General features: G+C 37.8%; 25 protein-coding genes and 1 tRNA gene. 9 read left to right on the forward strand and 17 right to left on the reverse strand.

What is annotated here, in order from left to right:
- Positions 1 to 13 precede the first annotated feature (13 nt).
- The 4 genes from LC419_RS22005 to LC419_RS22020 form a co-directional block, all read right to left on the reverse strand.
- Positions 14 to 1396, reverse strand: a complete 1383-nt coding sequence (locus LC419_RS22005) for a site-specific integrase (protein WP_223609366.1) — start codon at positions 1394 to 1396, stop codon at positions 14 to 16.
- Between the two features lie 276 nt (positions 1397 to 1672).
- Positions 1673 to 1757: transfer RNA gene (locus LC419_RS22010), tRNA-Ser, on the reverse strand.
- A 212-nt stretch (positions 1758 to 1969) separates the two neighbouring features.
- Entirely contained in the window at positions 1970 to 2197 is a 228-nt protein-coding gene (locus LC419_RS22015; RefSeq protein WP_223609367.1) for a glyceraldehyde-3-phosphate dehydrogenase, read from the reverse strand.
- Between the two features lie 111 nt (positions 2198 to 2308).
- Entirely contained in the window at positions 2309 to 2575 is a 267-nt protein-coding gene (locus tag LC419_RS22020; protein WP_223609368.1) for a hypothetical protein, read from the reverse strand.
- A 183-nt stretch (positions 2576 to 2758) separates the two neighbouring features.
- Here LC419_RS22020 and LC419_RS22025 point away from each other — a divergent pair, with 183 nt between their 5' ends.
- The gene (locus LC419_RS22025; protein ID WP_223609369.1) at positions 2759 to 2974 is read left to right on the forward strand and encodes a hypothetical protein; all 216 of its coding nucleotides are present in this window, start codon (positions 2759 to 2761) and stop codon (positions 2972 to 2974) included.
- A 620-nt stretch (positions 2975 to 3594) separates the two neighbouring features.
- Here LC419_RS22025 and trxB read toward each other — a convergent pair.
- From trxB to holA, 3 genes are all read right to left on the reverse strand, one after another.
- Positions 3595 to 4536 (reverse strand): thioredoxin-disulfide reductase, encoded by a 942-nt coding sequence (gene trxB, locus LC419_RS22030; protein WP_034731014.1) that lies wholly within the window; start codon positions 4534 to 4536, stop codon positions 3595 to 3597.
- A gap of 470 nt (positions 4537 to 5006) precedes the next feature.
- Positions 5007 to 5903, reverse strand: coding sequence for a hypothetical protein (locus tag LC419_RS22035; protein WP_223609370.1), 897 nt, complete (start codon positions 5901 to 5903; stop codon positions 5007 to 5009).
- A gap of 84 nt (positions 5904 to 5987) precedes the next feature.
- Positions 5988 to 7025 (reverse strand): DNA polymerase III subunit delta, encoded by a 1038-nt coding sequence (gene holA, locus LC419_RS22040; protein ID WP_223609371.1) that lies wholly within the window; start codon positions 7023 to 7025, stop codon positions 5988 to 5990.
- Positions 7026 to 7032: 7 nt separating this feature from the next.
- Here holA and LC419_RS22045 point away from each other — a divergent pair, with 7 nt between their 5' ends.
- The 5 genes from LC419_RS22045 (at position 7033) to LC419_RS22065 (ending at position 11967) form a co-directional block, all read left to right on the forward strand.
- Positions 7033 to 7464 carry a type I restriction enzyme HsdR N-terminal domain-containing protein gene (locus tag LC419_RS22045; RefSeq protein WP_223609372.1) on the forward strand — a complete coding sequence of 144 codons (432 nt, stop codon included), beginning with the start codon at positions 7033 to 7035 and terminating at the stop codon, positions 7462 to 7464.
- A gap of 357 nt (positions 7465 to 7821) precedes the next feature.
- Entirely contained in the window at positions 7822 to 8436 is a 615-nt protein-coding gene (locus tag LC419_RS22050; protein WP_223609373.1) for an HAD family phosphatase, read from the forward strand.
- A gap of 228 nt (positions 8437 to 8664) precedes the next feature.
- Positions 8665 to 9381 carry an outer membrane beta-barrel protein gene (locus LC419_RS22055; RefSeq protein ID WP_223609374.1) on the forward strand — a complete coding sequence of 239 codons (717 nt, stop codon included), beginning with the start codon at positions 8665 to 8667 and terminating at the stop codon, positions 9379 to 9381.
- A 15-nt stretch (positions 9382 to 9396) separates the two neighbouring features.
- Entirely contained in the window at positions 9397 to 11058 is a 1662-nt protein-coding gene (locus LC419_RS22060) for a S41 family peptidase (RefSeq protein WP_223609375.1), read from the forward strand.
- 165 nt (positions 11059 to 11223) lie between these two features.
- The gene (locus LC419_RS22065) at positions 11224 to 11967 is read left to right on the forward strand and encodes a dienelactone hydrolase family protein (protein ID WP_223609376.1); all 744 of its coding nucleotides are present in this window, start codon (positions 11224 to 11226) and stop codon (positions 11965 to 11967) included.
- Positions 11968 to 12198: 231 nt separating this feature from the next.
- Here LC419_RS22065 and LC419_RS22070 read toward each other — a convergent pair whose 3' ends face one another.
- The 6 genes from LC419_RS22070 to LC419_RS22095 form a co-directional block, all read right to left on the reverse strand.
- Positions 12199 to 12564, reverse strand: a complete 366-nt coding sequence (locus tag LC419_RS22070; protein ID WP_223609377.1) for a cupin domain-containing protein — start codon at positions 12562 to 12564, stop codon at positions 12199 to 12201.
- Positions 12561 to 13088 (reverse strand): GNAT family N-acetyltransferase, encoded by a 528-nt coding sequence (locus tag LC419_RS22075; protein ID WP_223609378.1) that lies wholly within the window; start codon positions 13086 to 13088, stop codon positions 12561 to 12563. Before LC419_RS22075 ends, LC419_RS22070 begins: the two co-directional genes overlap by 4 nt.
- A 4-nt stretch (positions 13089 to 13092) precedes the next feature.
- Complete coding sequence (locus LC419_RS22080) at positions 13093 to 13698, reverse strand: DUF2911 domain-containing protein (RefSeq protein ID WP_223609379.1); 606 nt, start codon at positions 13696 to 13698, stop codon at positions 13093 to 13095.
- Between the two features lie 73 nt (positions 13699 to 13771).
- Positions 13772 to 13864, reverse strand: coding sequence for an MGMT family protein (locus LC419_RS24245; protein WP_368734507.1), 93 nt, complete (start codon positions 13862 to 13864; stop codon positions 13772 to 13774).
- The gene (locus LC419_RS22090) at positions 13857 to 14399 is read right to left on the reverse strand and encodes a DinB family protein (protein ID WP_306666591.1); all 543 of its coding nucleotides are present in this window, start codon (positions 14397 to 14399) and stop codon (positions 13857 to 13859) included. The genes LC419_RS24245 and LC419_RS22090 overlap by 8 nt, the downstream gene beginning before the upstream one ends.
- A 60-nt stretch (positions 14400 to 14459) precedes the next feature.
- Positions 14460 to 14978 carry a Crp/Fnr family transcriptional regulator gene (locus LC419_RS22095; RefSeq protein WP_223609381.1) on the reverse strand — a complete coding sequence of 173 codons (519 nt, stop codon included), beginning with the start codon at positions 14976 to 14978 and terminating at the stop codon, positions 14460 to 14462.
- Between the two features lie 76 nt (positions 14979 to 15054).
- On the opposite strand from LC419_RS22095, the gene LC419_RS22100 reads away from it, so the two are divergent.
- The 3 genes from LC419_RS22100 to LC419_RS22110 all read left to right on the forward strand — a co-directional run bounded on the left by LC419_RS22100 (position 15055) and on the right by LC419_RS22110 (position 17544).
- The gene (locus tag LC419_RS22100; protein WP_223609382.1) at positions 15055 to 15909 is read left to right on the forward strand and encodes a hypothetical protein; all 855 of its coding nucleotides are present in this window, start codon (positions 15055 to 15057) and stop codon (positions 15907 to 15909) included.
- A gap of 7 nt (positions 15910 to 15916) precedes the next feature.
- Positions 15917 to 16966 (forward strand): hypothetical protein, encoded by a 1050-nt coding sequence (locus LC419_RS22105; protein WP_223609383.1) that lies wholly within the window; start codon positions 15917 to 15919, stop codon positions 16964 to 16966.
- A gap of 164 nt (positions 16967 to 17130) precedes the next feature.
- A complete protein-coding gene (locus tag LC419_RS22110) occupies positions 17131 to 17544 on the forward strand; it encodes a hypothetical protein (RefSeq protein WP_223609384.1) in 414 nt (137 codons plus the stop codon).
- A 121-nt stretch (positions 17545 to 17665) separates the two neighbouring features.
- Here LC419_RS22110 and LC419_RS22115 read toward each other — a convergent pair whose 3' ends face one another.
- From LC419_RS22115 to LC419_RS22130, 4 genes are all read right to left on the reverse strand, one after another.
- A complete protein-coding gene (locus LC419_RS22115) occupies positions 17666 to 18697 on the reverse strand; it encodes an alpha/beta hydrolase (protein WP_223609385.1) in 1032 nt (343 codons plus the stop codon).
- 10 nt (positions 18698 to 18707) lie between these two features.
- Positions 18708 to 19973: a PepSY domain-containing protein gene (locus LC419_RS22120; protein ID WP_223609386.1), complete on the reverse strand. Its 1266-nt coding sequence runs from the start codon at positions 19971 to 19973 to the stop codon at positions 18708 to 18710.
- A 58-nt stretch (positions 19974 to 20031) separates the two neighbouring features.
- Positions 20032 to 22215: a TonB-dependent siderophore receptor gene (locus LC419_RS22125; protein WP_223609387.1), complete on the reverse strand. Its 2184-nt coding sequence runs from the start codon at positions 22213 to 22215 to the stop codon at positions 20032 to 20034.
- Between the two features lie 148 nt (positions 22216 to 22363).
- Positions 22364 to 23188: an acyl-CoA thioester hydrolase/BAAT C-terminal domain-containing protein gene (locus LC419_RS22130; protein WP_223609388.1), complete on the reverse strand. Its 825-nt coding sequence runs from the start codon at positions 23186 to 23188 to the stop codon at positions 22364 to 22366.
- Between the last annotated feature and the right edge of the window lie 9 nt (positions 23189 to 23197).

Here is a 23197-nt window from a genome sequence, read left to right on the forward strand (position 1 = left end):
TGCTAAAATATTTTTAGCTAAGATCAGTCTTAAATTTAATTAATCTTTCTTCAAATTGCGCAAATTTCTCATTAAAATCAATATTTTCTCCTAATTGATGGCTTCGTTTTAAATTTGCCAAATCATTTTCAAATTGTTCCAACAATGACGAAAATCTATTATTTCCTTTCCCCTTAAGTTGTCCAGACAATCTATCCCTGAGCTGAAGCATTTCCCGACTTATAGTCTCCTGCTCTGTAATGGCATAATCCTCAGTCTGCGTTACGGAATGGTGTCCCAGCATTTCTTTAACGACATTAATCGGCACGCCATTGTTAAGGGTAATGGTACTGGCAAAGGTACGCCTTGCTTTATGCGTGTTGAGCTTACTGTGGATATTACAAAGCTCTGCTATTTCTTTAAGGTATTCATTCATTTTCTGATTAGATTTCACTGGCAATACTGATCCTCTTGAAATACAGATAGGGTGATACTTATATCTTTCAATGATCTCTAAAGCTTTCGGTAGTAGAGGAATATCTGTGTCTGATTTAGATTTTTGGCGGCTGCTCATAATCCACTGTTTACCATCGTCACCCTGCTTAATATCCTCTTTTTTTAACTGATAGGCATCAATATAGGCAAGACCTGTATAACACTGAAAAACAAAAACATCCCGTATGGTAGAAAGCCTCTCTGTTGAAAACTGCTTACTTTCAAGGGCATATAGTTCAGCTTTAGTCAGAGGTTTCCTTTTGATTTTGGTTTTTTTGCCCTTGAAAAGCTTAAATGGGTCTGCAAGAATAATTTCCTTAGCAATAGCGCGAAGAACAATCTTTTTGAAGTTGGCAATATATTTCAAAGTTGTATTGTTCGCACATTTCCGAACAACTTTTAAATACATTTCATAGTCTTTGATAAATTCATAATTGAGTTCGCGAAACTCAAGGTCCTCTCTGCTGTATTTAAAAAGAATAAATTCCTGCACATGTGACCTTGCAGTCACAAAACGGGTATGCGTTCCAAGAGCATATTCAGTAGGAACCAATGCAAACACTTCATCGTTATGCTCCTGAAATTCCTGAAGAACTTTAGATTTCGACGGATTATTACCTTTCACAAAGTCAATAATGCGCATTGCCGTAATTGTCTTTCCTTCATTGATCAATTCAGTTCTATAGTTACTGACATTAGTCAACAATGAATCAAGAAAAAAATTAAGACTTCTTGCATCCTCTTTTGTCCCTACAGCCCTTTCTGTATTCTGATCCCATCTTTTGGCATCCCATTTTCTTTTAGTCGAGGTCTCTTTAGGTACTCCATTGACAGTAACTCTCAAGTACACATATCTGATCATATCAGATTTTCTTTTTGGGGTCTTCAGAAAGAAGGTTAACCCATAACTGTTTTCCAGCATAATTCAACAATTTTTAAATGTTAGTAAATGTCGAATTAAAGTGTCCCTAAGTCAAGTCGTTAACGCCTTTTACCTATTGATAAACAATCGATTACATCAATTTCTGTGGCAATTATTCTGAGATTTTAAAAGTGCCACGAAGTTGCCACATTGTTTTTGAGTGTTTTTGAAAATTATGGCTATATAGCCCAAAAAACAAAAAACCTGCAATTAATTAAAATTGCAGGTTTTAACAAGCTTTGTAAGCATTTTTTGAGTTTTACTCTTACTTTTCAGCGGAGAGAGAGGGATTCGAACCCCCGGACCTGTTACAGTCAATAGTTTTCAAGACTATCGCAATCGACCACTCTGCCATCTCTCCTGAATCACGGCTATACCGTTGTTTTCAGTGGTGCAAATATATAACGATTTTATATTTCTGCAAAACTTTTCCCTGATAAATTTTAACGAAACTTAATAATAGGCTTAAAATCAGGGGAATTATTTTTAGTCATTTCTTTAAAACAGATCCCAATTATTACGTTCCACAACTAAAACTGTAGTCTCAAAACTCCCTTGGGACTTTTGTTTTGCTTAAAGCTCCTTCACCTCTTCCCTACCCACAATGGAAATAAAGCTGTTTTTCAGAAGATCCGCCGGATATACAAACTGATCTCCGTTTTCTCCCTTCACCACAATGGCGCCCTGCTCATCGTTCAGGCATTTGTCCAGCTGAGTTTGCATTTCATTCAGTTTTCCCTCCTTTATATCAATGGTGTAGGTTCCTGTGATGTGTTTTATTTGTATGATTTTGTTGTGCATGATGTTTTTTGATTGGGGGATAAATTTAGGGATTTTAGTTTAACTGAATATTATTTTGTTTTTAAACAAGTCAGATATAGAAAAAACAGCCCCTTAATTGGGGCTATACTTTTAGAGATAAAAATTAATAATTTCATCACTTGCTTTACTAACCTCCAATTCAAAATAATCTTTATATTCTTTTAAATCTATATCATTATTCGAATATGTGCATATAGATACAAACTCTGATGCCAGTCGAAACTTTTTTAATAAACCCTCCGGATCTATGATTCGATTATTCTTTTTCGTTAAGCCTTTTTTTCTCACAAAATTTGCTAATTGAAACTTTACCGATTCCTTAATTTTACCTTTCTCGTCTTGTTTTAAATTTATCATATATAAAATTTTAACCAAAAGTAATTATCCGTTTTTCTAGTGATGGCGAGTGTAAATCTTTTTTTTAGAAAAATATTATTCAGCCAATTTGTTAATACTTAATACAAATTTAGACTGTTGACAATTATGGCTTGATGAGGACGTGATTATAATTACATACGTTATAAAAAGCTGGCTAATGCTTTGGACGTAAAGGTAGAGGATATTAAAGAAGAAAGAAAAGCTCAGATCCAAAACAACGAGAATTCTACTCTTAATGATAATTCAAGTATCAACTATAATCAATTCTGTAATGTTCCTAATTATCTGTTAGAAAACCAACAGGAATACATCGTCCTATTGAAACAACAGATAGAAGCTTTAAAAGAGGAAAATAAGAAGTTAAAGTCCAGAAAATAAATCTGTAAAACAGATCATTATACCCAAACTGCTCCACACCGGAAGCAGTTTTTTTGTTTGTGGCCGTTACCCCGTGCTACAACCGTCGGGAGTCCCTTGCATCAGTCCCTCTACCCCCTTACACAAGGGGGTATCTCCCCTTCCATAAGTGGATAAAACCCGTTCATCAACCGGGTCTAGGTCGTTCAGTAACAACCTACAGACACTTACAAAGAGCCTGCAACCACTTCAGTAACCGGAGAGAGCCCGTTTACAGACCATCAGGAAGGAGTTTAGAGCTGGCTGAAGGATAAAAACCTCAACATGGCTCTAAGAAATCTGTGTTATCTGAGAAATCTGCGGGAGATAAAAACTGAAACAGTAGGTTTTGGCTGAAGCCGGATGAAATTTTGAATAAAATAAGTTTCCGTTCAATGGAAAACTAAAGATTTTCATGAAACGGTGGGGTTTATATATATATCTTTTAAACCACCCCGTCAAAAATTCTTTGAATTTTCGCCACCCCTCCGGAGGAGGGGAATGTGATCCCACTAATTAAAAGTTTTGTGGCAAGAAAAGGGATAAAGTGAAATAAAAAAAGCGCACCCACCGGGTACGCTCTGTATTGTAAAAGCTGAATATTAATGTAATTCAGCAAGATATTTCTCTGCATCCATAGCAGCCATACATCCGCTTCCTGCAGCGGTGATTGCCTGTCTGTAGATATGATCCTGAACATCTCCTGCAGCAAATACACCCGGAAGATTGGTTCTTGTAGACCCTTTTTCAGTAAGTATGTATCCGTTTTCATCAAGATCGATTTGTCCCACGAAAATATCGGTATTCGGCTTGTGACCGATGGCGATAAAGATACCGTCTACATCTACTGAAGACTTCTCCTGAGTCTGGTTGTTGATGATCATTGCTCTTTCTACCAGGCTGTTCTCCCCTTCAATTCCAATTAATTCATGGTTGAATTTCACTTCGATATTCGGGGTGTTTTCTACTCTGTGGATCATAGCTTTGGAAGCTCTGAACACGTCTTTTCTTACCAGCATCGTTACTTTTTTCGTAAGCTTTGCCAGATAAGTCGCTTCTTCTGCCGCTGTATCTCCTGCTCCTACTACTACCACGTCTTTTCCTCTGTAGAAGAATCCGTCGCACGTAGCACATGCGGAAACACCGCCTCCTGCATATTTCTTCTCATCATCAAGGCCCAGATATTTTGCGGTAGCTCCTGTAGAGATAATTACTGTTTTGGCCAGGATTTCCTTATTTCCTGCGTATAATTTGTGAACACCGCCTTCTTCTTTGGAGAATTCAGCTTTAGTGATCATTTCATAATGAACTTTAGTCTCGAATCTTTCCGCCTGCTTCTGCAGATCCATCATCATTTCAGGCCCTGTAATCCCTGCCGGATATCCTGGAAAGTTATCAACCTCCGTAGTTGTGGTTAATTGTCCGCCCGGCTCCAAACCTGTGTATAATTCTGGTTTCAAGTCTGCTCTTGCTGCATAAATAGCCGCTGTAAAGCCAGAAGGCCCGGATCCAACGATCACACAATCTAAAATGTTTTGTTCCATAATTTACTTTGTTCAAAAAGATTTTAATTCAGACCGCTAATTTCGTAATTTTTAATGTTTTATTAAAGTATTTTTAATGATACTTGTCAATATGAAATATGGGGGCTGTCGATTGGGAGGTATGTGTTTGAGTGTGGGAGGGTTTCGGAGTTGGAGAGTTGGAGGGTTTTAGAGTAAATGAGTTGGGGGAACGTTGTCAGTTGCTGGTTGCTGGTTCTTAGAGTTGAGATACCCTGGGTGCGGGGTGCGAGTTTCGGGTTTCTCAATGGACGAGTTTTTTTGGTTTGAGAGGTTGTTAGGTTCTGGTTGCTGGTTCGTAGTAATTAAGACAATAAGTTCAGCTTCTGATATCTGATGTCTTATATCCTAGCTGTTGACTAAAATCGAAAAAATATAATTTCAACCTTCAGCACAATCCCTAATCCCTAATCCCTAATCCCTAATCCCTACAACCTGCTACCTAATATCTGCTACCTAAAATTCACCATCCACTTCACCAGCTCATTCCCATCCACGATACTCCATGAATGAGGATGTCTTGTTCCGTCAGCACGGATGCCCCGGTCTTTGGTTTGGATCAGTTCTGCCTGTATATTTCCTGCTTTAAGTAATGTCTGATGGGCTTTTTCCAGTATGTAGGCGTTAAGTTCTTCGTAGGTTCGGTTTTTGTTTTCAAGCTGCCATTTCAGGGCAGGTTCACAGTAAAATCTTGTTTTAATATGCTTGAGATATTGGATATTGCCTTCATCAGGAGATGCAGACATTAAGTAAGGTGAAAACGTTTTATATTTTTCGCGATTGATATCTGGTTTCCCTATTTCTTTTTCCAGAAGTTCCGTCAGGAACTTTCCTTCTTCTACAGCTTCGGGATCCGCATTTTTGGCTACATCTTTTTTGGCGTTATCATAGAGCTTTTCAAGATCGATTGGAGAATCTACGACCAGCAGGCCTTTGGGTTGTAGAGGATCCTGATTTTTAATGAGGAAAGCCGTCATCAAAAGGGCAACATTTCCACCACCGGAAAAACCTCCGATGTATATATTATCGGGCAAAATTTTGTTGCGTTTAAAGATCCTGTGTAAAGTTTTTGCGTACTCCTGCTTTTCAGATTCCGTTAAAAATAATTTCTGATTGTAGTCTAAAAGAATCGTAGTAACGCCTTTCTTTTCGATGTTTTTTAAAAATCCGGCTTCCGTTTTTGTATGTTGTATATTGCAGGGAAAGCAGGGAAATAGAATAAGGACTGCTTTCTGATCCGGTGCAATAGTTAATTCATAATGACTCCCTTTTATCTGTCCTAAAACATTCTGAGTCGCAAAAACCATTATAACCGCAGACAAAACAATCAGGAAAACACTTTTTCTCATACCAACAAAAAATAAAATCCTAAACTATCCCACTCTAAAACGCTCCCACACTAAAACTCTCATACTCTCCAACGCTAATACTCATCAAACCTTCATCTTAATCTTATCCACATTGATAATCTTATACACCAACTCCTTGATCAGCTCAGCTTCTCCCATATTCACGGCTCCAAGGCCTTTTCCTTTCATATCGAATTCTCTTAAAATAGAAATAACTCTGGTGGCGTGTTTCAGGGGATACAGTCTTGCGCTTTCCGCATAATCTTTAATGAAATAGGGATTAACGCCCATTTGTGAAGCAATGACCTGTGGCGGCTGTCCGGCCATGGTTTGGTAAATGATCACATTGGAAAAATAGCTGTATAGATTGGCGAGCATCATCACAAACGGGTTGTTCTTTGGGTTTTTACCCATAAAATGAGCAATCCTGAAGGCTGCATCGGCATTTTTGGTTCCTAAAGCTTTCTGAAGTTCAAAAACATTGTATTCTTTACTGATCCCGATATGGTTTTCTACGATCGTTCCATCCAGCATTTCACCTTCTTTAAGAATGATCTTGAGTTTGTTCAGTTCGTTGGCAATTCTTGAAAGGTCGTTTCCGAGATATTCTGCCAGTAGATTGGAGATATTCGGGGCAGTTTTGATTTTCAGCATTGCACATTCGTCTGCGATCCATTTGGGAAGATTGCTGTCTCTTACAGATTCACTTAGGAAAAGTGCTTTGGCTTTATCCAATGCTTTTGTCGCTTTTTTCCTGCTGTCAAGCTTCTTATGCTTATGGGCAAAAACAAGGACTGTAGAAGGAACCGGATTTTCCACATAGGTTTCCAGAACGCGGTTTTCTTCCTCATTGAATTTCAGATCCTGAGCTTCCTTAACGATGATCACCTGCCTGTCGCCCATCATCGGAAACTGTCTGGCAAGGGAAAGGATCTCCTGATAAGAAGTATCTTTTCCATACACTACCGTCTGGTTAAAAGCTTTTTCATCTTCCTCCAGAAAGTCGTGTTCAAGCACTTTTACAGCAGCATCAATAAAGTAAGGTTCTTCTCCGTGGAAAAAATAAATAGGTAAAACTTCTTTATTTTTAATATTTTTGAGGATTAAATCTAATTCTTTCATCTTATTAATGGAACTTCCAAAACTGAATTTTCAGGAAACTTTTGATTTTAAATTCAAGAAAGACAAAGATAAGTTTTTTATTTATGACTTAGTCCGAAAAACTTACCTTCTGCTCACTCCTGAAGAATGGGTACGCCAGCACTGGATTCACTATTATCTTACGGTAAAAGGCTATTCTGCATCTGCCCTGATCACAGAGAAAAAGATCCTATTGAACGGCCTTACCAAAAGAATAGACCTTCTGGTAACGGAAAAAACCGAACCCGTAATCCTGATCGAATGCAAAGCCCCTCAGATCAAACTGACGGAGAAAACATTTGAACAGACAGCGAGATATAATTCCGTCATTGGAGCGAAAGAAATTATCCTTACAAACGGTCTTCATCATATCAATGCGTATTATGAAAATGAGCAATATCAATTCTATAAACCGGAATAAACTGCTGTTTTTTTTTACCACAAAAGTTTTTGAACACTTTAGTTATTTTAAAGTACATACATTACGCAAAATAATTACACTTAAGTTTTTATGAAAATCTCTGATTTTCTGCTTATGTGATCTTATTTTTTTCAGGATGGTCATCTTTTGAAGCTAAAGTGATCTAAAGTGTTTAATGAATTAAAACTTTTGTGACTTTTGTGGTGAAATAAAATTATAAAAGTTTAATTAACCACTTATATGAACCCTGCATTTCCAGCATAAGAATCTTTTGAAATTTAAGTATTCTTAAGGGTTTAAATATCAAAACTTTTGCGACTTTTGTAATTAAGTAATCAAATAAGTTTAAAAACATCTATGAAAATTAAAAATATCATCTTCGATTTTGGCGGCGTTTTAATGGATTGGAATCCAAGATATTTCTTTAAAGATTATTTCAATGACGATGAAAAAATGGAACATTTCCTGGAGAATATTGCTCAGTCTGAATGGAATGAGCAACAAGATAAAGGAAGAAGTCTGGCAGAAGGCACCAACATTCAGGTGAAAAAATTTCCGGAATGGGAAAAGGAGCTCAGAGCCTACTATGATAACTGGACGGTGATGCTGAAAAGCGATATTCCCGAGAATGTAGAGATTTTAAGACGTTTAAAAAATACGGATTATCAATTGTTCGGACTGACCAACTGGTCTGAGGAAACCTTCCCTTACGCTTTGGAAAATTATGATTTTTTTCAAATTTTTAATGGAAAGATTGTGGTTTCAGGAACCGAAAAGCTGATCAAACCCGATCCTAAAATCTGGCATGTTTTACTGGAAAGATACAATATCCAGGCGGATGAGTCTGTTTTCATTGATGACAATCCAAAAAATATTGAGATGGCGAAAACTTTAGGTTTTCATACGATTCATGTGCTGCCGGAGACCAATTTAGAAAGAGAACTTGATCACTTAGGGGTAAAACTTCATTAAATTTTACTTTTAATAATATTCTACAGATCCTCAATTGTTAGTTGAGGATTTTTCTTTGTGAAAAGATTCATTGTTAAATATTCCTACCATTTCCATTAATTGATTAAAAAAAGCAACCCCAACAACACCATAACTAAATCATAATCAGTTATTTAAAAAATTAAAAACGCTTAAAATCCGGCTATTTTTCATTATTTTGGCCGCTACAAAATTTAAATAACTCACTTTATGAAAAAAGAATTATGTAAAGCAGTCAGTCTTTGCTTGTTGTCTTTGGGCACATTTGTTTCGGCCCAGCATCATTTTAATTTAGGACTGGATGCAGGATATACATCCAGTATATTACATGCCGATCTTTCAAACCTTGTGGACTCCAAATATAAAAGCCGCCTGGGTTTTGGTGTCAATTTATCCGGAGAGTATTTAGTTTGGAAATCCTTTTTCGTTTCCCCGGGAATTGGTTTTCAACAGAAAAACTATGAGTTTCAACGCACAGGGAGCCGTACGGGCTGGTATACCCGGTACACCAATAACTTTCTTACCCTCCCTTTGACAGTAGGTGCATATATCTTCAACAATCCCTATGAAACTACGGGAGTATGGCTTAAAGTGGAAGGTGGAATGTATTCTGAGTATTGGCTTAGCATGAAAAGAAAAGGAAGATATCCTGTATTCGGGGAACTGCAGGAAAACGGAACTTACAATTATACGGAATTATCAGATACTTATGACTTCAAGAAAAATGAAAATCAGCTGAACCGCTGGAATTATGGTTTAACAGGAAAAACACAGCTGGGCTACTCGTTCAAAAAGATGAATGTATACGCATCATATTCTTATCAGCATGGGCTTTCGGATATCAATAAAGATAATGAAGATAAAAAACAAAAAGCATCTGTAAGGTCTTATATGATCTCTGTAGGAGCGTCTTATAAATTTAAATAACTAAATAAATACAATATGAAAAAGAAATTAATCACCTTAGGTTTACTGTTATCTATGGCTTCAGGAACATTGAATTCATGTCTTGAAGAAAGCGAATCTATTACTGAGGCTACCCGGTATACCAGTAATGATGTAAAATCTTATGCAGATCTTTTCAAAGTCTTCTGGAAGGTTATGGATCAGCGTTATAATTACTTTTATGAGCAAAAGAGAAACGATGATATGGACTGGAATACTATCTATAAAACCTATTATCCGAAGTTTGAAGCGCTGAAATCCTACAACCAAAATTCCGGAGCAAGCGATGCTGATTATCAGGCAGATGCTGAAAAAGCAAGACAATATTTTACAGAAATTGTAGATCCTATCATTGACCGTCATTTTAATGTGAAAATAAAAATGCCTTATTCCAATTCAGGAATTAATATTACGTATACCTTTTATGGGGGTATGAAAACCAAAGGACCCAATACTTATCCTTTTGACAACAAATACGCTTACATGAAAGAGAGGTTGGAAGATGGAGCCTTATTATCTAATAATTTTTTACTGGCAGGAAGTTTAAAAGCAAATCCCGGAGTCTATTACTTCAGTTTTAAGAATTTTACGCTGTCTTCCTCCCAAAAGATTAATCTTTCTGACAAATACCTCAGCCCTGACCCCGGTAACAATCTGGTACTAACCCCTGCAATGATTGAAAACAGCTCTGAACTCAATGCTATCACCAATATTACTGTACGAAATCAGGTTAAAAATTTCACGCTCAACATCTTAAATCAATGGAATACTTTTCCAAATTCCAATGATATCAAAGCATTTAATGAGCAGATCAAGACTTTTAAAACTACTGAAATCTTATCAGACCCATTTTTAACCCTGACCCAGCAAGCGCTAACGCAATCAAATAATCTGGTAAAGTATTCTGCAGCTGCAACCTATTCATCGGTTTCGACTAATGAAACCCTGCCCTATATCCAATGGTTTATTCAGAAGATGGATGAACATGTAAAATATGGATATAATTTAAACCAGTTTCAAACGGCAGCAACCGCAATTTTAGCGAAAGCTCCATTTTACAAAAAGTTTTTAAATCCTTTACGTAGGGGAAATATCAAAAAAATCATCATTGATTTAAGAAGCAATGGTGGTGGGGCAGTTATTGATGCCCGCTTTTTCTCAGATCGCTTCATCACTAAAAATGCGATCGCCTATTACCAGAGAACCAAAGAAGGAAACGGGCAATTCAATTATACACCATGGGTGCCTGTACAGACTACTCCTCATTTATTTGGTATTCCAAAAAATATTCCTACTGTCATTTTAACAGATAAAGCAAGTGCCAGTATGTCTGAAATAACAACATTGATGCTGAAGAGCCAGGGGAATCATATAATTTCAATGGGTGATTACAGCGCTGGTGCAACTGCAGGACTTGGAGGCTCTGATGATTTTAACGGGGGAAGCAGAGATCTTGTTGCCGGTGGTATTCTTGAATTCTATATACCATTAATGGCTGCAAAAGATGCTAGCGGAGCAGTTATAGAAGGAATTGGAGTGAAACCTGACATCTATGTAACACCTCCTACCGATGCAGAATTACAGCAGATGAAAAACAGTCCGGCAACATTCATAGACCGTGTCATAGAAGAAGCGCTTAAGTATCTTTCGACCCAATAGAAATCTTTTTTTCGTTTTAAACATTCAGCTTTTGCTAAGTTTAAAATAAAAATCAAGGTATTTTCTTATGTATACAACTGATCCTCAATCTAAGTTATTTTCAGTAATTTAGTTGAGGATTTTTTATGTCCGCACACATTCAAAATATTAATTAAAATTTGCAATATGATACGTAACCTTCTATTAACAGCTTGTATAATGAGTACAGGAACTATTTTCGGTCAAAAACTAAAAACGGTTTCCTATCAGGACGGTTCACAGAAACTGAATGGTCTGGTCACTTCCAACGCAGGAAAAAAACTCCCGGGAGTTCTCATCCTTCCCGCATGGAAAGGCATTGATGATGAAGCTAAAACTGCCGCTGCCGAACTTGAGAAACAAGGGTATATTGCTTTTATTGCAGATATTTACGGGGAAGGAAATATTCCGGCAGATAATGCTTCAGCAGGGAAATCTTCAGGATATTACAAACAGAATTATGACGCTTATCAAAAACGTATTTCTTTGGCTTTGGAACAATTGAAAAAAAACGGAGCTATTTCTGATAAAATTGCCGTGATCGGCTACTGTTTCGGTGGAACGGGTGCTTTGGAATCTGCCAGAGGAAGTCTTCCGGTTGCCGGCGTTGTGTCTATTCATGGAAGTATCGGAAAAGATCAGACCCGAAAAAACGGACCTATTGCTGCAAAGATCTTAGTTGAAAACCCTGCGGATGATAAAGGCGTAACTCCGGAAGATTACAATAATTTAATCAAAGAAATGAATGAAGGTAATGCCGACTGGCAAATTATCACTTATGCGCATTCAAAACATACCTTCACCGATCCGAAGTCACCGGATTATAATGAGATGATGGCCAAAAGAGCGTGGAATCATACGGTGATGTTTTTAAAAGAAGTTTTGAAATGATTGGATGATGTGATAATTAAGAATCTTTACAAATATTTGGCCTAATATAACAAAAGATGCTTCGACTCCGATCAGCATGACAGTGAGAAAATACAGTTAGTATTAGCTTTGTCATGCTAAGCGGAGTCGAAGCATTTATATTTTGATCTTAAATCAGTTAAAAGTTTCTTTATATTTCAGGTTTTTTACGCTAAAACACTCAAACCCTCCAATTCTAAAACTCTACAACACTCAAACACCCTCCTCTCTATTCACCAGTTCCATAGAAAACGCAGGAAGACAGATGGCAATATAATCGCATGGTTCTGAAAACGGATTGCTGTAACATACTCTTGAGCCTTTCTCGATGAGAATACTTTGTCCCTTTTCCAGAACTACAATTTCACCATCTATTTCAAACTGTTTTTTCCCTGAAATAATCAGAGTGAATTCATCAAAATCCGGAGTCTGATGCGGCTCACTCCAATCCGGTGGTGCCACCATATGAGCAATGGAAACGTTTGAATTTCCTGTGGAATTTCCCCAATGTTCTTGTATTAATTTCCCATCCGTCGTGGGAACTACAAACGGTGATTTCTGTATTTTGTATTTTTTCATGTGTGATCTTCTTTTTTTATTTCATACACAAAATTAGTTCTTGTAGGCTCTGCAAAATAAGCCACTTCCTCTTCACCGATCTTCTGCCCGCCAATTCTTTCCAAAGCAGTCTGAGAACGGATGTTCTCTTTACCGATATGAAAATGTACTTTATCTACAAACTGGAAGATATAATCTAGCATCATCTTTTTCACTTTGGGATTGATTCCCCTTCCCCAGGATTTTGTTCCGTAGAACGTATAGCCAATGAAAATACGGTTCTCAGCTTCATCATAATTATAAAAACGCGTGCTGCCGAGAACATCACCTGAGGATTTCTCAATGATTTTAAAAGCTCCTTCGCTTTCCATAGCTCCTTTAAAAAAGCTCTCAAAAACTTCTCTTTGATAGCGGTTTTTATTAGGGTGCTGCTCCCAAACCCGTGGATCTGAAGCCACTTCATATACAGACTCAAAATCCCCTTGCTGTAAGGGGATTAATTGGTATTCCTGACTGTCTAAAACAGATTGTATTGAAAATTTCATTTGCTTAGCTTTTAGCTTTTGCTGCGTCTGATTCAATTTTTTTGATTTCTTTCAGCTTATCTGAAATTTTGATTACTGCATCAGGTTTTGCAGGTTTTAATGCAACTTCTGCCTGAACCATATCCCATTTAATGACTAAGTTCCCTGAATTTTCGTCGGTAGGATTTAAGGTAATCTCAAACCATTCCTGTTTATCTGCCAGTTTATTGACAGGTACTGTAATATCTACTACATCCTGTTTCGGGTCATAAGTGTAAGCGCCCCACTGCTGGAAATCTTTATTCAATATTACTTTCCATTCTTTTTCTGTAGGAACGATGAAAAGACCATATGTTCCAGCCGGAACCATTTTCCCACCGAAATTCACAGACTGTCCGAATGTGATTTTGGTAGATGAGTTCGCTCCAGCTCTCCAAACCTGTCCGTAAGGAACCAGTTCTCCGAAGATCTTACGTCCTTTCACCCCCGGTCTTCCATAATCAATGCTTATTTTAGACATTGAAAACTGCTGCTCTACCTTCTGACGCGGACTTGCAGCCGGTACAGAATAATCCTGAGCAAAACTTAAAGCCGAAGCCGATATGCAAAGTGCAAATAGTAACTTTTTCACGTGTAAATTTTTGCCTAAATTTACGAAAATCAAAATAAAACAGCCTTCTCTAATTCCAATAATTTTTGCTTTCTCATGATCCTCCTGCATAGCCCACTAACCCTCCGTTTGAGCCAATAACCCGGTGAAAAGGTATTAAAATGCCGATTTCATTATGATTACAAATTCTTCAAAACGCTTTCTACCTGACGAATATGCCTTTCATTATGATAAATCACAAAACGAAAAGTATCTCCCAACTTAATTTTGATCAGTTTTGAAATGCTGACGCTGGTTTTTATTGTATTTAAATCAACACTTGCCGCTTTTTCAAGCAAATCTAAAAACTGATTTTGCTGTCGGATAAATTTCTCCACTACCCTTTTATCCAGCTGACTGTGGATGGGATCCATGCTTTTAAGAGTTTTCATTTTGTTTAATTTATCTTTAGGCTGCATCGATTTTGCAAAGTAATTACCCAAAAATCCAGGTTTAAAAACAGGGGCAGAAGATGTTTTTGAAGAAGAAATCCTTTGATTGATTTCAGGGATATAGAAATCGCCGTACCGGTTGAGATGCTCCAGGCATTCCAGCACACTCCAGCTGCCCTCCGAAATTCTGGAATTGAGTTTTTCATCCGTTTCCTGCAAAAGGTTTTCTGCATATTTCAAATGGGTCTGAGCAAGACTTTTCAATTCTTCCAGCAATTGTGATGTAGACATTTTCATTGATGATTTTTATGCAAATTTCCGAATCGTACTCTTCTTAAATCTTGACGGAACTCAAGATTTTTTAAGTCGTGATAAAGTTTCCGGAGACATTCTGAGATAATTGGCGATATACTTATTCGGGACTTCCTGAAAAAGTTTCGGGCTTCTTTTCAAAACTCTTTTAAAACGTTCTTTAGGTGAATGGGTCAAAAGATCTTTCTCCCTTTCAAGCTGCTGCAGGACAAGATCTTCTAAAATTGAGATCCAAAACTTAAGATGCTCTTCATTAGACTGGATCAATGTATAGAAATCCTTTTTTGAAGCCACTTTTACGGTTGTTTTCTTGATCGCCTGAATATAAAAATCCGAAGGCTTTCCCGACAAAAACGAATCCATAGAAACCACAATATTTCCGGCATACCCGAAACGGATAATCCTTTCTTCATTTTCGTCCATGATAAAGATCCGGACGCTGCCATTTTCTACAAAATAAATATCGGTATCGGAACTCCCTGAAATCTTCAGAAATTCATTCCGTTTGAATTCCTTTTTTTCCCAGTGCAATCCACCATTAAGCAGTTTTTGAATCATTTGATATTAATGTTTGCTGTTCCAAAGATAATAGGTAATTTTAAAATTCCGGATTTTAACCACTAATCACTTCATCATGTTCAAAAAAACAGGTCTCATTTTATTGTTTTCTACGGTCTTTTTCAGTGTACAGGCACAGCAGACCATTCCTTTCAGACTCACAAAACACAATAATATCATCGTAAAGACTTTAGTCAATAAAAAGGATTCTCTGGATCTGATGTTTCAGATCGCAATGGAAGATGCCGCTATTTCTCCGGAAAGACAGCGAAAAGCAGATCATATTGTTTTTGACAAAGATGATATCAGCGAAAATAATACCGTGCAGATTGGAAAACTAACACTGAATAACGTCCGTTTTATAGACAATCAAATGGCTGGTCACGAGGCAGACGGAAAGATCGGAACCGTCCTGTTTGGAGGAAAAGCATTTAAAATCGATTACGACCACAATCAGTTTATTGTCTATGATAAAGCACCAGATGTGAAAGGCTACCAACCTATTGTCACAATGTATGATCAGGAAGCATTTTATATTGTAGCGGACAACGTTATTGACGGTGACAAACAGCAGGAAGCTTATTTTGTACTTCAATCCGGATACTCAGGAGGATTGCTGTACAGTAATGATTTTGCTGCAGAAAAAGAACTGGACAAAAAACTGAAGATCACCGGCGAAAAAACCTTAAAAAATTCCAGCGGGAAAAGCATCATCACCAAACAAGGTATACTTCCTTTTCTGAAGGTAGGAAATAGTGTTTTAAAAGATGTTTCAGCCGGATTTTTTATCGGTGACCTGAAAAAACAAACAGTCAATTATTTTGGTGCAGACCTTTTGCGAAGATTCAACTGGGTGTTTGATGCAGACAGGAAAACGGCCTATATCAAGCCTAGCAAATATTTTTCAGAACCCTATTATATTATAAAATAATTAAAACGTGCAACATTCTAAACACCATCCCTATTTTCAGGTAAGAAACATGATGAAATTCAGTACAGCCTTAGTCCTTTTATTTTTACAACTGGTTATTACGGGATGTAAAAAAGATGACAGTAAGCAGGCAACCCATTCAAAAGGCATCACCAATGATTCTGTAAAAACAGCGAAGACGACCAATGAAATAGACTATAATCATTTCAATATTTATAATGTCTCTCTTGTACAGCGTAATGAGCTGATGGATGTTTTTATTTCTGTATCAGATATCTATACAGATTCTCTTTCTATCCCCTCAGACTTCATCAAAAATCAGAAAGATATTCCTTTTGAAAAGCTTCAGTATTTGGAACTTGACAGTGAGCACAGAAAGAAAATGCTCACCGGCATGCATCTTACTGAGAATGATTCTCTGTATCTTTTCAATTATGAATTCAATAAATTACAGAAAACTCCTCTCAACAAGTTAAAAGCGGTGGCCTATCTTACGCCATATGCCCCAGAAGGAGAAGAAGTTGACGCTGGGTCTTATATGATTGGTTTCCAGATCGAAACTCAAAAAGATATGGGTATTTTTGACCGTTATTCGAACGCTATTGCCTATTTTGGAAATAAGGATCCATTTGTTCAAAATAAGATAAAACCTATGCAGTGGGAAAAATCAGCCACAGATGTTTCGAAAAAATATTTCTCTGGCTCCCGATTTAAATACGGAAAGACTTTTAAATTTAAGGATAACGACCTCACCTATTATCTTCAGGATTTTCTTGAAGACGATATCGTGCAGGAACGTCAGCTCGCAGTAATTAACAACCGTAACGAAAAAATCTTTGATAAAACGATCATCACGGGTGGTGATGGTGCAGAATTTACTCCACTGAATGGAATAGACACTGACGAAGCCAATAGATTCCAATGGACCGGCAATCTTTTCAAAGGAAAACCTCCGGTGGTATTTGGATTTGTTTCCCAATCTTTTGGCTGCCCTTCTATTACATTTTTAGATAAAGCACATAAGGATCTTACCATCAACTGTGACAACAGGCATTAGGCAGACCTTATCAAAGAACCGAGCCTGATTCTTCTATAGAAATTAAAGAGCAAATCTGTAAATCTTCAGATTTGCTCTTTTAATATATCATGGATTTCTAAGTTACTTTTCAGGATAAAGTCTGAAAAATAGTTGTAATTTAAGTCACTGATTAACCAATGACCATGACACAAAATGTTTTCCTTTTTATACTGTGTACTTTCATTAATGTACTGGTTGCCAATTTAGCATTAGTGATCATGGCTGCAGATTTATCTCCTATCTATCCTGTTCTTATATCATCAGGTATCTTTTTAATGTGCAGTGCTGTATTTTACAGAATGCATGTACATCCAGGGATTTCAGGAAAATGGAAACTGGCCGCTACTGCTATCGGTTTAAGCCTTTCATCCTTGTTGCTTGCCTGCATTCTCACTTCAATGGCTACCCGTATGGCTACGGACGGAATCATCATTGCAGGATTAAAGGGAATCATTCCTCTCTTTGTATTTGCGGTCGTTTTTGCTTCTCCTTTCTGGGTGATTTCCGCGCTATTCAATTTTGTCTGTCTTATGTTCATGAAACCAAAAATTAATTAGACTCAAAAAAGGCCCATTTAAAAAGGATTACATTATTGTTTTGAGATCACCAACAAAAAAGGGCAGATTGAATATGTCCTCAATCTACCCTAAACTAATGAGTTTTTATATGATTAATCAATTATTTAATCTTCGGATACTGTCTGTTCTTTAAGTTTATAAAATAATCCTCTGATTCTTTAAAACCATTGCTTTTCATGAATTTAAGGATCGTATTCAGATAGGTTTCGGAAGGGGTAAAAACAGTTCCGGCTTTCTCTGAAAATCTTTTATACTCTTCTTCAAGCAGCTGCGGGTTCTTAGACAGTTTTTTAATATCGGATCTGAAACCTTTAAAGATGAATTTCAAAGCATCATAATTTCCCGGATAAGAAACCGTCCCGTGAACTTCACTTTCAAAGAAATGGTGTTTATAACTTAGTGTGCCGTTTTTCTCAATAATTCTTTTAAACTCATCAATCGCCTGAGTCATATCCGAGTTCCAGTTTTTATTCTGTTCCTCATTGTCAGCCTGAGCAACATACAAGAATTTGTGAAGCGGAAACGTTTTATTTTTTTCCAGATATTCCTTTGTTTTGGAAATCAGAACCTTATTATCCCACCATAAACTGGGATCATTAGCTACATAAGCATTGAAATATTCCGGATGGGTAAGCAGTACATTCACGGCAAAAAGTCCCCCGAAAGAATGCCCGACCAAGATAGAGTAATCCTGCGTTCTGTAGTTTTTACTGATGAAAGGTTTCAACTCTTCCTGCATAAATCTGACAAAATTTTCACTTTCGCCGCTGTCCCCGAAAAGAACGACATTCGGATTTATCGGGCTTTTCTTCTGTGATTTTGTTGGAGTAAGATCTCTGGTCCTTTCTGTATTTTTGATCCCGACAACGATGCATTCAGGAATCTCGGCATAGGGCGGTTTGGATAGAAAATCGCTCATTCCGCTGTAATACTCGAAATTGATTTCTCCATCCAGAAGATAGATCACCGGATATTTTGCAGGACTGATGCTGCTGTCGTGATAGGTTTTCGGAAGATGGATCCAGATTTCCCTTTTTTCATTAAGAATCGCTGAGGATATGATCTGTTTTTCTCCGATATTTATTTTTTCCTGTGCTCTGCCAGAGATACTGCAAAGAAGGAATAGGTTCAATAATAAAAATTTAAGCCGGCTGTTCATGATGTTCTTTTCTGTGTTGATGAATGTTTTTAACTTCTGTTGATTTTTTCGGTGATTTTTTGCGTCTGCCCCACCAGATCAGAAAGCCCGTAACCGGAAGGCTTGTACAGATAATTCCGATCACAAAGGTGAAAATCTTCCCGAACATGCCGCCCCAATATCCTACATGCAGATCAAAGTTCATGTGTTCGATCACTTCATGCATGATGACTTCCTTTGGATACTGAATTTCCTCGCCGGTATATTTATTGGTTTCCATACTTTTACCGTTGACAAGGCTTTTCAAACCGATAAATTTTGCGGCAACGACATTGTACACTGTCGCTGAATCATTCCTTGGAATACTCATTCTGAACTGTTTCGCTTCCGGAAATTCCTTGAAATTCTTATCTACGAAATCTACATAAGACAATGCTTGTTTCTCAGGATCAAATTTGGGTTCATATTTCTCAGCAATTTCATGGGCATCTGCGATTCCGCCAAAGGCTTCCTGGGTAAGGTCTGTCAAAATCTTGTAGGCCATAATTAATCCCGTAATGGTAATAAATACAGCCGGTAATAATGAATAGAACCCGAAAACATTATGAAAATCATAGTTTTTCCTGCGCCATTTGGTTCTTGATTTTATTTTAAAGGCAGCTGTTCTGGTCGTTTTGTTCCACTTTTTCGGCCACCAGAGGATGAGCCCGCCAATCAGCTGAACAAAAAATATGATGGAAGCCACCCCGACTACTGTTTTTCCGAATTTTCCGGCCAGAAGCTGGGCATGAATATGCGCCACGATATAGAAAAATTCATAACTTTTCGTAGAACCTGTTATTTTACCGGTGTAAGGATCAAGATAATGATAGGCAAATACCCCTCTTGGTCCGCGGCCCTTTGGCTTTCCTGCTTTGGGAGCGTTCTTATCCTTGGGAGGTTTTGTGGCTGAAGCTACCCTGAACGTTCTGTCTGCATCTTTATAGGTGTCAAAATAAAATGCTTTTCTGTCCGGAACCTGCTGATGGAATCTGGCCAGCAGTTCTTCAGGTGACATTTTTTTTGCATTGGCCGGAGCCTGTACATATTTGGCGTTGCCTCCACAGAGATCAATAATCTCGTCACAGAAGACGAACATCGTTCCTGAAAGGGTCACCACGAGTACAATAATTCCCGAAACCAGTCCCAGCCAGAGATGGAGCCATCCTGTAATTTTTTTGGTGAGGGACTTTCCCTGTTTTTTCTTTTTATCTGTTGTTTTCTTTTCCATATCTATCAGTACAGCAGAGCGGCAAGAAATTACCGCTCTTATTTTTGTTTCATTAAGGTTAGAATTTAAAGGCAAAGTTGGCAAGAATCTCTCTCGGCTTCTGAGGCTGGCCGTAGAAATTCCAGTAGGTGTCATTCAGTGCGTTATTCATCTTCACCCCGATTCTGTATTTCTTTTTATCATAGAAAACAGTGGCTCCTACGGTAGTGTAAGCCGGTGCCAGAAAATGATTGGTGATATTGATATAGGTTTTGTCTACAAAATTAAATCCAGCTCCGAATCCCAGACCTTCATAGGAACCATCCATGATCTTGTAGCTTGTCCAGAGATTGGCAACATGCTTTGGAGACCATGCACTTCTCTTGCCTGCATCTTTACTTCTGTCATCAAATTTGTTATCATTAAATCCATAACCGGCGACTATATTTAAACCTTTGACAGGATTGGCTACAAAGTCCAGTTCAAAACCCTGGTTTTTAATATTTCCATCCTGAATATAAAGTCCTGTAATTCCTGAAGGATCAGGCATCAAACGGTTTTTAATTCTCATGTTGTAATAACTTACCGTAGTCAGAAGTTTTTTACCAAATAAGTCTACTTTAAAACCTGCTTCAAATTGGTTTCCCTGCTCAGGATCGTATTCTATATAATTATTTTTATCTCTTGGGTCCACTGTTGGGGCTACATTCTTGAATCCGTTGACGTAATTAGCAAAGAATGAAACTTCATTTTTTACGATTTCATATACCACACCAAATTTAGGAGCAAACTGGGTCTGGGTATATTTCCCCTTTCCTTCTACCCCATTGGAAATAATATTATCGCTTTTGTAATTATCCATTCTTAAACTTGCCATCACCAACAGATTATCTGTGATATTCAGGACATCGGAAGCGTATACACTGAAAGTACTGATCTTGTTGATATCATATCCCGTCCCTGTTCTTGGAATGGATCTGACCACATCTCTGGAAATTGAAGTCCATGGAGAGCTGGAATCCAGCATGACAATGTCATTTCCTTTCGGAGTACCATAATCACTTGTAAATACTCCGTTCAAAGGATACGGGGCAAAAACAGATGACATATTACTTCCCGCTTTAAACGTTGGGTACTGGTTCTTGCTGGTCTGTTGGAAATAATCTACTCCCACTACTAAACGGTTTCTAAGGTTTCCGATTCTGAAATCACCAATAAAATTCTGCTGAATATTGTCTGTCGTTATTTTGTAATTGTCAAAGGGACGAATGCTCCTGCTAACGGAATTATTGCTTAAATAATTCAAAACTAAAAATATAGATTCGTTTTCATTGGCCTGACCTCTTTGGTATGAAGTTCTGGAAGTCCATTGGTCATTGAATTTATGGGTCACCTCAGCCATCGTCACAAAATTGGTTCTTTTCGATCCGATATCATTGCTGGTAAATGATCTTTCATGCGCTCCTGCGAGATCTTTCATGGAACCGATCGTTAATTTTTCAGACTGTCTTACATAGGCATTCAATGTTTTTTCCGGTGCATGGAATTCTGTATCGAGAGTTACGGTTGTTCTGTCGCTGACTTTGTACAGAATGCTTCCTGAGAAAAACAAACCTTTATTGTAGCCAGCATCCTGGAAAGAATCCTGAGAATAGGCTGCTACATTAAATCTTGCCAATGCCGTTTTTTCCTTATTCAAAGGAGTGTTCACATCTGCCGTGATCCTGCTCATTCCCCAGCTTCCGGTGGTGTATCCAATGATTCCCCCGAAATTTTCCTGAGGTTTTTTGGTAACAATATTCACGACACCTCCATAATTCGCCAGAGTTCCTCCAAATAGAGTTCCCGAAGGCCCTTTGATCACTTCTACCCTTTCCACATTGGCAATTTCGGACTGTACTCTTGGATTCTGAAGCAGTCCGTTTCTGAAATTGGCAGAGGAACTGAAACCTCTGAGAAAGATGTCATTTCCACTGTCGTTCACACTGTTATTCACCACAACTCCCGGTGCGGAAGCCATTGCCGTATTAAAATCAACGGCGTTCATCTCACTGATGATTTCTTTCGGAACAATGTTGTACACTGTGGGGTTTTCAAGGTTTTCGAGAGGAAGTCTCGCTACAGATTCAGATTTTTTCGTTCTGTAATTGTGGGTTCCCTGCAGCGATACGGACTGAATTTCAGAAACTTTGACGGTATCCGTTTTTTGGGCACTCAGCATCGTTGCCGCCAGTAAGGAAGCAGAAATAATTATTCTTTTCATTGTATAAGTAAGTTAGTTCCGCAAAATTATCTTATTTTTATTAATTCTAAATAAAAACTGATAGATATCATAAAATTAACTTTTTACAATAGATGATGAATAGAGGGGTTTGAGGCTAAAACTTAGGCTAAGGTTGAGATTAAGTAAATCAGAAGTTTTTCTGAAGAAAATCGAAGACTTTATCGAAATGCTGATACGGTTCGGAATGGCCACCTTTGAACGGTATGTGCTCATAACGGTATTTGAAATGACTGTTTTTTAATCTTTGAATGATTTTTTCAGACATTTCTGATGAGGGGCAGATTTCGTCTTCAGTTCCGGACATCAGTAGAACCGGAGCTTTAATCTGTTCCACTCTGATGAGGGATTTCTGTTCGGATTCTTTGTCCTGCAGCATCGCTTCAAAAGCTTTTCTTATTTTCCGCTCCATCATAAAAGGGACTGCCGCTTCATTCACCGGAACAAAAGGAAGTTCCTTTCCACCAAAAGTCCAGCTTGAAGTCGAAAAATGATCTGTATTCCCCGGAAAAACAGCATGGCTTGCTGACAGTCCGATGATACACGAGATATCAGGATAATAACTTCCCAGAAGTAAAGCAAGGTCTGCTCCTCTCGAACCACCTATAATAGCAACTTTATCTGTGTGAATTCTCTGTTTTGAAAGGTTCATTGAATTATATACATCGTGAATTTCAATCTTTTCAAGCCGTTTCGGAGAATTCTTTGAGCCGAAATAAGCCAGCGCAAGAAATGCATATCCTTTGTCTAAAAACTGATCTCTTACGGTTTTCCAATGTTTTGATGCCCATGCATTTCCTCCTTCCGAACCACCAAGTCCTACGACTAGACCCTGAATATTTTTGGAAGGCTGATACAAAATGGCATCCGTATTCTTTGAGTGAATGGTATCCTGAGCTTTAACAAAAGTGCAAACAAACATCAGGAGGAAGAAAATGTTAGATAGTAGTTTCATTGTTTTTTT

This window comes from Chryseobacterium sp. OSA05B, assembly GCF_019970065.1.
In the GTDB taxonomy this organism is placed as follows: domain Bacteria; phylum Bacteroidota; class Bacteroidia; order Flavobacteriales; family Weeksellaceae; genus Chryseobacterium.